Genomic DNA, 11,832 nt, shown 5'->3' with positions numbered 1-11,832 from the left:
TGCTTTTATTGTATTTATTTGACTGCGCCAGATTGAATGGTCTTACTTAGCGATTTATGATACTATTTACTCCTATATAGAAAGAGGACGTGAGCTAATGATCAACATAACGATTCCAAAAGCGGATGTTAGTATTACTAAACAAATTAACCCGCAGTTAAGCAATATTTACGGATTTACGGACTTTCACCTGATTCCGAGAGATTACGGCGGTATCTTTATGTTCTACAATGATCAGGATGAGTTGTTGTTTGTAGGTAAAGCGAGAAAGCTAAGACCAAGAATTAAAAAACATTTTGAAGACACCGTATCTGACATCAAGCAACATCGGGACGAGGTCACCAGAATTGATGTGTGTTTGATCGAAAGTCCAGTTCATAGAGAGATCTATGAAACCTATATCATTAATGAACTGAAATCTAAATACAACGTAGATAAAGTGATGTTTAGATAAAAGTAAGACCCAGGCACCGTCCACGTGATGGTGCTTTTTTGTGTTCTGAGAATAGTTGCGAATGAAATGGAAGTAAAGGTGCACAATATACAAGATATTCAAATCCATCACTGTTCACAAGGAGATAGGTCATATTGAAAAATAAGTATTTGATGTTGAAGCTAACCTTATTGTGTATGTTTCTGGTTGTAAGTGTTACACCTACAATTGCCGATGCTGCAGCAGCTAAAGAGAAAAAGAGCTCCCACAAGCAATGCTTAACCCCCTCCGTAATTGAGCTTAAGGATAATCTTAGGAAGTTATGGATCGATCATGTGGTATGGACAAAGAACTACATTGTTAGCGCCTTTGCAGATTCTGAGGACAAGGATAAGGTACTGGCAAGGCTGTTACAGAATCAGCAGGACATAGGGGATGTCTTTAAACCGTATTACGGTGAGGCAGTTGGAGATAAGCTGGCTCAATTATTGCGGGAGCATATTCTTATTGCCGGAAAAGTTCTAGGTGCTGTAAAGGCTGGAAATCAGGCCGATGTGGAAAAATACAATAAAGAGTGGTATGCCAACGCTGATGACATTGCCAAGTTTCTTAGTAGCCAGAACCCCAAATATTCTTATGAACAATTAAAGGAAATGCTTCATGAACATCTGGAATTGATTACTGATGACGTGACAGCTAGAGTTAAAAAGGATTGGGATGCCGAAATTGCCGCATTTGATAAAGGGCTGGAACATATGATCATGTTCGCAGATATCTTAACCGAGGGATTGATCAAACAATTTCCCGATAAATTCAATTGAAATCAAAGCACCCGAAGGGGTGCTTTTTTTATTTTGCAGAAGAGAATAGGTCTTTAGGTGCATTTCAGAAAGTTAGATATAAAGGCTCACTTACATACAAGATAAGTAAACTATAATAGACTCGTGGGCACTCGACATTTTTTGACATTTTTTTATAATTGAGGTGATAAAATCGATGATTTCCCCCTTTTTTAAAAAGAAAGATTCAGTGGATAAGCAATCCAAGTCGGATATGGTTCAAAAGGTACAATTATTAGATGAACAGGTCGAAGAAATAGAAGAAAAGACCTCGGACGAGACTTTAGCTGGATTGGTTACTACAGGCAAAGCTCAGCTTGATAAAAAATCACTCGATTTGATCTTCTCCGTGGAACAGATTATTCAGGCCAGACAACATGCGGAGACCAATATTAATGAGCTTCAGGATCGGTTAACCCATTCCAGCAGTCATGTGGAGCGCTTAAACCGGGATATGAAGAACCTCAATAAGGTTATTGAGGAAAGAGAAAAGAATGTCCGCGAGCTTGAGCATAAGTTGATTGAGAGAAATTTGAAGGTCGATCAAGTGCTGGAGGATTACCGGGAGCTTCAAACTACGCTCACAGCTGAGATTGAGGAATTGAAGAGTACCATTGAGCTGGAGCAGCAAAAATATGTAAATCTGATTCAAAAACATAACGAAGCCCATGCAGAGAAACTCAAAAAGATGAATGATCTGGAAGAGAAAATCGGACGGGTTGAGATTGAGAATGCACATCTAAAACAAAAGTACGATACGATTCGCCAAGAAAAGGCGTATCTCTCGGGTATGATCAGCGATTTCACCAATCGGATGACGGTTCCTTTTGGGAGTGGCAGTAGTCTGACGGATCGAAACGATGGAAACGGAGATACATAGGATTCATGGCATCTAAGGAACCGGACACCATTCTAATGATTGAGTTACTGTCGCTTGAGCATGAACAGGCCGGTTATCAGATTGAGGTAGGTCTAACCCGTAATGTTGGGTACGCAAGAAGCAAGCTCACCATAGATGAATTTACATACGAACAATTGAAGGCGCTAGGTCCCTTTTCCGGAGGGAGAATGAGATTGTCGCTGTATCCGAAGTGGGATCCGTTTCGGAATAGTTACTACAGCACGCTGATTATAATGAACAGAGCTTACAGCGAAACATTGTATTTTGCCTGTTCTGAAAATTATGTAACCCAACTTCTTCAATTAAAGCAGCAGGACTATCCTCAAGCAGAAGAGGAGAGGGTAGTTCAGACCATGCTTCCCTCTACAGAACCAGGGCATAGGATAAGCAGAAAGAAGACCAAACGAATTGGACTGGTTGCACTGCTGTGTCTCATGTTCGCTTGTTTGATATTTGTGTTACCTCTGCGAATGGATGGACAACTCGTAGATAGTGCTGAAGCGCTGGACGAACCCGTATTAGAGGCCAACTCTGAGCCATTACTTTCGGTACCGTTCGTTACCCTTGCGCAGACGATATCGGTTCATAACCAGCAAGCCGAGCCTACACCAGAACCTTCAGTCCCTCCTCAAGAACAGACATTACCGTACGAAAAGTATGAATTACCTGAGAATGAATTTTTGTATAGTTTGCCAAAGGGTTATGTTGCTTTGTCATTTGATGATGGACCGTCAAAGTATACGAAAGAGATCGTAGATATTCTAGTAGAACATAAGGTGGCTGCCACCTTTTTATTCATTGGGAATAAGGTAGCTCATAATGCGGAAGCCGTTAGGTATGCTAATGAGCATAAGATGTCGGTTGGGAGTCATTCGTGGGATCATAGCAAAATGACTGCTAATGGCGTTGAGGAGAACCGGATTAACTTGGCGAAGACTAATCAGGCGCTGGAGGAAATTACACAATCACCGATTACTATTTTTCGGCCGCCATATGGGGCGATCAATGACAAGTTAACCGCCAAGGTGACGGAACAGCAGATGAAGGTATTATTGTGGAATCGTGATCCCGAGGATTGGAACGTCAAGAACCCAGAGGATATTCTTCAATATGTTCATCATGCCGATCCGTCCGGCGGAGTCTATCTATTTCACGAAAAGAAGATTACTGTAGAAGCTTTGCCCGCTATCATTAAGTATTTCCAAGAGAAAAACCTGAAATTTGTTGTTTTTAAATAGAATCAGAGAATCCATGTTATTGCAGAATAAAAGTGGCTGTTACAGGGTTGTGATCACTGTGTTCGAAGGATAACTCATGACCCTGTACGCCGCTTATGCTGACGTTTGGTGAGACTAGAAAGCCATCAATCACTGCGCGGAAATTCACACCTTCTGTATAGGCAACATCGAGCGTCCGGACGGAGGGTACCTTGGCATCTACAGCCCACTGAAAGCCCTGTTGGAAATGTTCAGGGAATTCTTGCAGCCATTGCGGCCAATCCTGCGTTGTCTCGAAAGCATCAGGAGCTGTACCCGGAAGGGAATGGTTCCAATCTCCCCCTAAGATGAGGTAATTCCCTTTGTCATTCTCCTTCTTGATATAAGCCGATAAATACTCCAATTGCTGTTTGCGAATCGTTCCGCCTTGGTCAAAGGCTGATAAATGAAGATTGACTAGAATCAGTTCTTTTCCATTATCAACGGGGAATCTGCTCTCCACAAAAGCACGGTCGAGATCAAATTGTTGGCGAGGCCAGGTTTCTTTGCCCGGGAGATCATATCTAATATTACTTGTGCTGTTAAAACGGGATAAAGTTAATAAACCGCTGTTCACCGAGCCCATCGGATCAAGAACAGGAAGCGGTACCCAAGGTACCTTGTAGTTGGTCGCGAAAACATTGCTGTAATCAGCGAACTTATTCGACAAGTAAGAGACTTCATCTATACCGTTGCTACGGGAAGAATCGATGTCGACCTCCTGCAGCATGAACAGGTCCGAGTCTGTAGCTGTCATTAGGGACGCTACGGCCTCAAGGTTTATCTTCGTTTGTTCCCTACTGCTTGAGCGTGACTTTGTTCCGCCATCCATAAAGAAATCTTGGCCTTTATCCAACCCGGCGTAGCCAATATTAAAGGTAGTTACAGAAAAGGACTCTCCCTGCTTCATTACTTGCTGCGGATTATTGTTTACAGTAAGTGTAGTAATCTCCTGTGGTTTATAGTCAGTGAGAGTAATATACACTAAAAAACCGCCAAGGATTAGAACGGCAGCTAGAAGGGTGAGGCTGATTGCTTTTATTCTTGTTGAACCCATATGATTCCATCGCTCCTTAGATACATGTTCATAGAACAGACTTTAATGGTGTAAACTTCGACACAACCCAATAACTCCCCTTGTTTTAATAAAAAAAATTTGAGACAATGAGTAATGATGGTCTGAACTTTAACGTTTTGAAAAGAGGATAACGAATGAATATAGAATCCATTTATGGATTAACTTTTGATCAACTGGCGGCATGGCTGTTAGAACGTGGACATAAAAAGTTTCGGGCTACGCAGGTCTGGGATTGGCTTTATCGGAAGCGGATTACAGACTTTTCGGAGATGCTCGATGTAAATAAAGATTGTGTAGAATTATTAGAGCAGAATTTTGTCATTCATACCTTGGAAGAACATGTGAAGCAGGAATCTGCGGATGGGACGATTAAGTTCCTGTTCCGCCTAAAGGATGGCAACCTGATCGAGACCGTGCTTATGAGACAGAAATACGGCTTGTCTGTATGTGTAACCACGCAAGTGGGCTGCAATATCGGCTGTAGCTTCTGTGCAAGTGGGCTATTGGCGAAGAGCCGGGATCTCTCCAGCGGAGAGATTGTGGAGCAGATTATGAAGGTCCAGCAGCATCTGGATGCGGCGAACCTGGATCAAAAGGTCAGTCACGTCGTAGTGATGGGCATTGGCGAGCCATTCGATAACTTCAAGAACCTGCTCGATTTCCTGGCGATTGTCAAAGATCACAAGGGACTAGCAATTGCAGGTAGAGGGATTACCGTATCAACGAGCGGATTGGCTAACAAAATCGTTGAATTTGCGGATGCGAATACGCAGGTGAACCTGGCGGTTTCTTTGCATGCCCCTAATAATGAACTGCGGACGCAGATCATGAAGATTAACAAGGCCATTCCAATAGAGAAGCTAATGGAGTCTATAGATTATTATTTGGAGAAAACCAAGCGGAGAATTACGCTGGAATACATTCTGATGAAGGATGTAAACGACGGCAGAGAGCATGCGCTTGAGCTGGCCGAGCTGATTGGCGATCGACGCCCGCTCGTCAATGTGAATTTGATTCCTTATAACCCGGTGGATGAACACAGCCAATATCAAAGAAGCGAGCGGGAGACGGTGCGGGCCTTTTTTGATACCTTGAAGAAGCAGGGTGTCAGCGTAAGCACTCGTCTGGAGCATGGTGTGGATATTGATGCTGCCTGCGGACAGCTGCGAAGCAAACAAATCAAGAAATCCAAAGCCATGGCTTGACGGACTATCTCGACAACAATATGTTACTTTTTGTGATACAATGACGTGGCAGGTATTAGGAAAAGAGGTTGATTGAGTTATGTTGACATTTACGGGCTATAATGTGGAGAATGTAAAAGATCCTTTCGGTATACTAACCGGTAAACGGTATGAATTTGTCGTTCAACTGGACGTTCCAGAGGATGATGAGCTGTATGTAGAGAACGGAGTATCCGCTAGAGCGATTATTAAGGTGGATGAAGATCAAGTCAGCATCGTAAGTTATGATCTACAGGAGACAACTTCAGGTCAACTGCTCGATTTCGATATGGAAGAGGACGAGGAAGAAGCGTTACTCCTTTTTTGTAAAGAGCATTTGCCAGAATAATTAAGCAGCATTGACCTCCTTGCCCAATGTTCCATTGTGGCAGGGATTTTTTTAAAATATAAGCATTTATATGTTTTGTACTTTAAAGTATCTTTATATTTCTACGAGAAATGGTTGTCGTCCTTTAAGGACGACAATGTTGTTTCTTCTTGTAAGATCTTTCGCAAGTTTGGGATATATCGGTTAAAATATTATAAAGCATCCAAAATAGGAGTTGTATACATGTCTAATGAAGAAGTGTTCTTGACCAAAGAAGGGTTGGCTCAATTAGAGGAAGAGCTGAAGGAATTGAAAGGCGCAGGGCGTAAGGAATTGGCCGCACGGCTTAAATTGGCGATCAGCTATGGAGACTTGAAGGAAAATAGTGAGTACCATTCGGCCAAGGACGATCAATCGTTCATGGAGACTCGTATTATGATTCTGGAGAAAATGTTGACCAAAGCCAAGATCGTGGATGAGAGCCAAATGGATCTGTCAAAGGTTAGTATGGGTTGTATTGTTATTCTGAATGACATCGAATATTCGGAGAAGATCGAATATAGAATTGTTGGAGCTGCTGAGGCAGATGTTCTTAATAACAAGATTTCCTATGAAAGCCCGCTAGGCAAGGAATTGCTGGGTAAAAAGGTCGGCGATATTGTTAGTGTAAATGCACCGATGGGCATCATTAAATATGAGTTGCTTGAGATCAAAATGATGTAACAATATACCGAAAAGCTCCCAACCCTTTGTAAGGGTTGGGAGCTTTTTTGCTGGTATGATAGGTTTTGGCTATGAGATATATTGATTTCATATCTTAGACGTTCTGCGCTGTTACGCTTATAGTTTGAAGTAACCTACAGCAGAGGAGTTCTATTCATGATCCAAAGTGTGTTATCGACGTTATACCAAGTCATCGTGCCTTTGTCCATTCCTGTGATCGTGGGTGCCCTACTTGGGCGGTTTAAGAATCTGGATACGAAGCCGTTATTGACGCTTTATCTATACTTTTTAACGCCGGCAATTATTTTAAATACATTGGCTACTGCAGAGATATCCATGGATGATATTTATAAGACGCTCGCCTTTTCGCTTCTAAATCTAATCTTCTTATGGGCGATTGCGAATATAGTCGGCAAATTATTGAAGCTAGATCCATCCGAAGTATCCGGTCTGACCTTGATTTCAACGTTTACGAATAGCGTGAATTATGGACTTCCGCTGGTGTTGCTAGCTTTCGGACAGCTTGGTCTCGATAAGGCCTCTGTATATGTGATCGGACAGATGATTATCGTGAATACGATAGGCGTTTATTTTGCAGCAAGATCTCAGTTCTCGGTAAAAAATGCAGTGAAATCGGTCTTTTCACTTCCTGCCATTTACGCAGCTCTGTTGGCCCTTCTTCTCCGTATCTTTGGCCTGCATTTGCCTGCAGAGGTGGCTACAGGGGTTGCCTTGGTAGCTGGAGGATATTCACCGGTGGTACTGGCGATCCTTGGCGCACAGATGGTTAAAGTGAGAAACATGCCATCCGCACGCAAGGGTCAGTCTACTTTTTGGACTGGGCTGTCGATTCGATTAATCTTAGCGCCGCTAGTGGCTTACCTCGGATTATCGACCCTGCAAATTACCGGAACCTTGTTCTCTGTGCTGCTGATTTTGGCTTCTATGCCAGTTGCCGTCAACGCCGTCGTGCTAGCCGAGCGTTTTAATGCCTCACCGGAGCTGGTATCCAAATGTATTTTGTGGACGACGCTTGCTTCGTTTCTCGTGTTGCCGGTGCTTATAGTGTTAGTGCAAGGTGCGTAATCCCTTAGAAATCAAAATGATCTGGGTCTGGACCTACCCGCTGATCTTGGTTGAGAGAGTTAATTAGAGTCATATCCTCGTCAGATAATTTGAAATCAAACACGTCTACATTTTCGATGATCCGGTGTTCTTTAGTAGACTTAGGAATGGTGATAATCCCCCGTTGCAGGTCCCAACGGACAATAACCTGAGCGACGGATTTGTCATGTTTGGTGGCAATTTGTTTCAGTACAGGCTGATCGAACAATTGACCTTGCATTAACGGAGACCAAGCTTCTAATTGGATTCCTTGCTCTTTGCAGAAGTCGAGCAGCTCTTGCTGATTCAAATAAGGATGTAATTCAACTTGATTGACCATCGGCTTAATCTCAGCATCCTTCAGTACATCTTCAAGATGGTGAATCTGGAAGTTGCTGACCCCAATGGCTTTTACCCGGCCCTCTTTATACAACGTTTCAAGCGCTCTCCAAGACTCTTTATATTTTCCTTTTACAGGCCAGTGAATAAGGTACAAATCCAGGTATTCAAGTCCGAGTTTAGCTAAGCTAGCCTCGTAGGCGGCAATGGTTTCTTCGTAGCCCATATCTGCGGTCCAGACCTTTGAGGTTACGAAAAGCTCTTCTCTGGACAAGCTGTTCTCTTGCAGAGCCTCTTGGATGGCTTGTCCCACGCCTGTTTCATTCTCATAAATTGCGGCAGTGTCAATGCTGCGGTAACCGTGTCTAATAGCGGATTTGATCGCTTGTATCAGTTCTGCGCCTTCTTCCACTTTAAATACGCCAAGCCCTAGCCAAGGCATATTTACACCGTTGTGTAATGTAGTTGTATCCTGTAGATGTTGAGCCATAATAAAGTAACCTCCTAAGATATTTAAAAGTTTGTTTGGGTTGTTAATGGACTGCTCTTTAAGCAGCTTTAGTCTGGAGAGGAGCCTCATCTTTCTTCTCCAGAGCACGGCTCCATGCCGTTAGTAATACAGCGGACAGAACCATGATGGCACCTACCCAAGTGGTATGAATCAGTCCCATATGATCTGTGACGATGCCGCCAAGGTACGCACCAATGGCAATACCAGCGTTAAAAGCAGCAATATTTAATGCAGAAGCTACATCTCGTGCACTTGGCGCATATCGATCTGCAAGCGTAACGACATGTACTTGCAAGCCGGGCACGTTCATGAAAGCTAACAGTCCCATAAAGAAGATCGTAATCAGTGCGGCAACCTTGTAAGGTGCGGTAAAAGCTAAGACAAATAAGACGACAGCTTGGACTGCAAACATATAGAATAGAGCATTCATCGGTTTGCGGTTGGCGGCTTTACCTCCAATCACGTTCCCGATGGCAATCGCAATGCCGTATACAAGCAAGATTACGGCGACTGTATTCTCTTTGAAGCCGCTGATCTCATGCAGAAGGGGTGATAAATAAGTAAAGACTACAAATGTGCCCCCATAGCCCAAAGCCGTAATTGCGAAGGCAAGCAGTAAACGCCCATTGGTGACCAGCTTAACTTGCTCACGAAGGGGTGTATGGGTGCCTTTGCGCAGCCCGGATGAAGGAACAAGGATCAGATTGCCGATGAGTGCTATAAGCCCGATAGCAATAATAGCAACAAATGCAGCACGCCAGCCGAGTTGTTGGCCAAGGAACGTACCTAGTGGAACGCCCGTAACAGTAGCTACTGTAAGTCCAGTGAACATGATGGCAATGGCACTGGCCTTACGATCCTCAGGCACGAGATCGGCGGCAATAGTCGAAGCAATCGACATGAACAAGCCATGGGCCAGAGCGGAAATTACTCTCGCGATTAACAGCAATGTAATTCCGTCCGCAGCCGCCGCAAGACTATTGCCGATAATAAAGACGATCATAATGCTTAGCAGTAAGGTTTTGCGCGATATCGACGTGGTTAGCGACGTTAAGATGGGTGCGCCAAAAGTTACTCCTAAAGCGTATAAAGTAACGGTCAACCCGGCTGTGGTTACCGGTATATGCAGATCCGTGGCGATTAGAGGCAGCAGCCCCACACTGATAAACTCAGTGGTACCAATCGCAAAGGCACTAATGGCTAGAGCTAAGAGCGCCAAGGTGCTTCTTTTTTTATCTAAGGACATTTCTTTCACTCCTACGCTGTGTTAATCACCGGCCGGTAAGTGCTATTATGAAGAGATCTGTCCATTAAGTATAGTACGTACTTTAAAGTGCTATAGGTACTAAAAAGTACCTATAGCGCAACTCGCCAAACCGCAAAAAGCATGGGCACCCTGATCTAGTCAGGTTTGCCCATGCTTTTTGCTATGCTTGTTATATAGTCCCAATAGGGTTAACGAGACCGTTGTTTGAGGTGGCGCCGTTTAGTTGTGCCTTTGTTAGTGGCGTGCCCACCCGATCCTCCACCAACCGCCTGCTGCTGTCTTGTTCCTGGGCTTTCAATAGCGGAGTTTGTTCCGCCGGTGCTGAACGTTCCGCCTCCGCTTGCTACCTGAGTTGCGGAGGCATTCTGGCTCCGTTTAGGCAGTTTAACCGTCTGGGTATTGATAACGACCACAACTTCTTTGCGATAGGGATATAATAAGAGGGGCTTAGCTTTGCCGCGTTTGTAGCCCCCGCTGCCTAGGTTAGTCGCATCACCGCCTGCGCCGACACTTTGTTGTTGGCGTGTATAGGGAGAAGCAATGGCGGCATTATTGCCGCTTGCGCTGCTGCGCCCTGCACCGCTTGCAATTTGTGTAGTGTTGGGGGCGTTCGTATATTGATTGTTGATGACAAAGACTAATCTGTCCACTCCGTGGAGGGGGGTCCTTGTAATTATGCGCCGTTTTCCTTTTTGAATAATGACAACGATCCGGTCTCTTTTATAGGCCACCCATATTCACTCTCCCATACTTTGACTTCATTAACATTAATGCAGATGGGGGGAATAAGTGATGAATACGGGCGATCTACCTCGAAAAACAATCATTTGCCTAAGTTAGCTGCCTACTAAACGGTTTATTTATTCAAAGCTATATTTGATCCCCCATTGCTCCCGGACATTGCTCATAATGTCCATGACATCCAAGGAGAGGTTGAGGGTCTCTTTATGGCTTTTATCTGCAATATACCGCTGCATATCTTCAATCTCGTATTGCAAAGCTTTGGCTGTATCTCCAGCTTCAATCGTCTCTACTGTGCCATCCAAATATTGAATGGTGGCTTTGCTGGCCCGCGGGAAATTGTCTACGGTAATAAATCCGAGCTCTCCTGCAACCACCCCCCGTTTAGGCATTTTGGAGCGCATTGTAAGGGAGATTACCGCCATTTCATCTGCCGCATTGTTAAGAATAATACCGGATTGCTCGTCCACTCCTGTCTCGAATTGTTTTACCGTAGTAAGAATCTCATGGGGCTGTTTGGACAGGAAGAATCTTGTGAAGGACAGCGCATATGTCCCAATATCCAGCAGTGCTCCGCCCGCCAGATCTTTGCTGAAGAAACGGTTGTTCACATCATATTCTTTATGGCTGCCAAAGGAGACCTGCACCATTTTGAGGCGCCCGATGATGCCGTCATCAATGAGCTGCCGCAGTTTCTTATACAGTGGCATATGGTAGATGGTCATAGCTTCGGCCACAACCAGATCCTTTTCAGCGGCAAGTCGGGTGACTTCTTGAAGTTGTTTGCTGTTCACCGTGATTGCTTTTTCGCAGAGAACATGTTTGTTATTCTGTAAGCTTTCAATGATGTATTCATAATGATTGCTATGTGGCGTAGAGATGTACACTACATCAATTGCAGGATCTTGCAGCATTCCACTGTAACTGCCATAAGCTTTCGTGGCTCCATATTGATTAGCGAATTGTTGTGCTTTCTCCAAGCTTCGCGACCCAACCGCATACAACGTTCCTCCCGTTTCATTCAGCGCAGCCGCAAATTCGGCAGCTATACTTCCTGGACCGACAATTGCCCACTTTAAAGGGTTCATT

At 44.1% G+C, this 11,832-nt stretch carries 13 protein-coding genes; 8 read left to right on the top strand and 5 right to left on the bottom strand.

All coding sequences use genetic code 11. The features are described from left to right. The first annotated feature begins 97 nt into the window (after window positions 1–97). From NYE58_RS34930 to NYE58_RS34915, 4 genes are all read left to right on the top strand, one after another. The gene (locus NYE58_RS34930) at window positions 98–454 is read left to right on the top strand and encodes a nucleotide excision repair endonuclease (protein WP_036682230.1); all 357 of its coding nucleotides are present in this window, start codon (window positions 98–100) and stop codon (window positions 452–454) included. 134 nt (window positions 455–588) lie between these two features. Beyond that, window positions 589–1,254, top strand: coding sequence for a glycosyltransferase (locus tag NYE58_RS34925; protein WP_175617270.1), 666 nt, complete (start codon window positions 589–591; stop codon window positions 1,252–1,254). Between the two features lie 208 nt (window positions 1,255–1,462). After that, on the top strand, window positions 1,463–2,152 hold the full coding sequence (locus tag NYE58_RS34920) for a hypothetical protein (protein WP_239498760.1): 690 nt from the start codon (window positions 1,463–1,465) through the stop codon (window positions 2,150–2,152). Window positions 2,153–2,157: 5 nt separating this feature from the next. Next, window positions 2,158–3,411 (top strand): polysaccharide deacetylase family protein, encoded by a 1,254-nt coding sequence (locus NYE58_RS34915; protein WP_341004122.1) that lies wholly within the window; start codon window positions 2,158–2,160, stop codon window positions 3,409–3,411. Window positions 3,412–3,427: 16 nt separating this feature from the next. Here NYE58_RS34915 and NYE58_RS34910 read toward each other — a convergent pair whose 3' ends face one another. After that, window positions 3,428–4,486 carry an endonuclease/exonuclease/phosphatase family protein gene (locus NYE58_RS34910; RefSeq protein ID WP_076202063.1) on the bottom strand — a complete coding sequence of 353 codons (1,059 nt, stop codon included), beginning with the start codon at window positions 4,484–4,486 and terminating at the stop codon, window positions 3,428–3,430. A 155-nt stretch (window positions 4,487–4,641) separates the two neighbouring features. Between NYE58_RS34910 and rlmN the strand changes: the two genes are divergently transcribed. From rlmN to NYE58_RS34890, 4 genes are all read left to right on the top strand, one after another. Beyond that, entirely contained in the window at window positions 4,642–5,712 is a 1,071-nt protein-coding gene (rlmN, locus tag NYE58_RS34905; protein WP_036682223.1) for a 23S rRNA (adenine(2503)-C(2))-methyltransferase RlmN, read from the top strand. Between the two features lie 79 nt (window positions 5,713–5,791). Then, complete coding sequence (locus tag NYE58_RS34900; RefSeq protein WP_036682221.1) at window positions 5,792–6,079, top strand: DUF6509 family protein; 288 nt, start codon at window positions 5,792–5,794, stop codon at window positions 6,077–6,079. 222 nt (window positions 6,080–6,301) lie between these two features. Next, window positions 6,302–6,781, top strand: a complete 480-nt coding sequence (gene greA / locus NYE58_RS34895; RefSeq protein ID WP_036682220.1) for a transcription elongation factor GreA — start codon at window positions 6,302–6,304, stop codon at window positions 6,779–6,781. 156 nt (window positions 6,782–6,937) lie between these two features. Beyond that, complete coding sequence (locus tag NYE58_RS34890) at window positions 6,938–7,867, top strand: AEC family transporter (protein WP_076276281.1); 930 nt, start codon at window positions 6,938–6,940, stop codon at window positions 7,865–7,867. Window positions 7,868–7,871: 4 nt separating this feature from the next. Here NYE58_RS34890 and NYE58_RS34885 read toward each other — a convergent pair whose 3' ends face one another. The 4 genes from NYE58_RS34885 to NYE58_RS34870 form a co-directional block, all read right to left on the bottom strand. Beyond that, window positions 7,872–8,714, bottom strand: coding sequence for an aldo/keto reductase (locus NYE58_RS34885; RefSeq protein WP_341004121.1), 843 nt, complete (start codon window positions 8,712–8,714; stop codon window positions 7,872–7,874). A gap of 58 nt (window positions 8,715–8,772) precedes the next feature. Further along, window positions 8,773–9,981, bottom strand: a complete 1,209-nt coding sequence (locus NYE58_RS34880) for an MFS transporter (RefSeq protein ID WP_076105088.1) — start codon at window positions 9,979–9,981, stop codon at window positions 8,773–8,775. Between the two features lie 209 nt (window positions 9,982–10,190). Next, entirely contained in the window at window positions 10,191–10,733 is a 543-nt protein-coding gene (locus NYE58_RS34875; protein ID WP_081383190.1) for a hypothetical protein, read from the bottom strand. A gap of 129 nt (window positions 10,734–10,862) precedes the next feature. Next, on the bottom strand, window positions 10,863–11,831 hold the full coding sequence (locus NYE58_RS34870; RefSeq protein WP_341004120.1) for a Gfo/Idh/MocA family protein: 969 nt from the start codon (window positions 11,829–11,831) through the stop codon (window positions 10,863–10,865). Window position 11,832 lies beyond the last annotated feature (1 nt).

The organism is Paenibacillus sp. FSL L8-0708, assembly GCF_038009325.1.
Lineage (GTDB): Bacteria > Bacillota > Bacilli > Paenibacillales > Paenibacillaceae > Paenibacillus_AQ > Paenibacillus_AQ odorifer.
This window is presented reverse-complemented; position numbering and strand designations above follow the sequence as displayed.

Bases quoted from the DNA above. Each gene is read 5' to 3' on its own strand.
- NYE58_RS34930 (WP_036682230.1), top strand. From the start codon at position 98: ATGATCAACATAACGATTCCAAAAGCGGATGTTAGTATTACTAAACAA.
- NYE58_RS34915 (WP_341004122.1), top strand. From the start codon at position 2,158: ATGGCATCTAAGGAACCGGACACCATTCTAATGATTGAGTTACTGTCG.
- NYE58_RS34910 (WP_076202063.1), bottom strand. From the start codon at position 4,486: ATGGGTTCAACAAGAATAAAAGCAATCAGCCTCACCCTTCTAGCTGCC.
- rlmN (WP_036682223.1), top strand. From the start codon at position 4,642: ATGAATATAGAATCCATTTATGGATTAACTTTTGATCAACTGGCGGCA.
- NYE58_RS34900 (WP_036682221.1), top strand. From the start codon at position 5,792: ATGTTGACATTTACGGGCTATAATGTGGAGAATGTAAAAGATCCTTTC.
- greA (WP_036682220.1), top strand. From the start codon at position 6,302: ATGTCTAATGAAGAAGTGTTCTTGACCAAAGAAGGGTTGGCTCAATTA.
- NYE58_RS34890 (WP_076276281.1), top strand. From the start codon at position 6,938: ATGATCCAAAGTGTGTTATCGACGTTATACCAAGTCATCGTGCCTTTG.
- NYE58_RS34885 (WP_341004121.1), bottom strand. From the start codon at position 8,714: ATGGCTCAACATCTACAGGATACAACTACATTACACAACGGTGTAAAT.
- NYE58_RS34880 (WP_076105088.1), bottom strand. From the start codon at position 9,981: ATGTCCTTAGATAAAAAAAGAAGCACCTTGGCGCTCTTAGCTCTAGCC.
- NYE58_RS34870 (WP_341004120.1), bottom strand. From the start codon at position 11,831: ATGAACCCTTTAAAGTGGGCAATTGTCGGTCCAGGAAGTATAGCTGCC.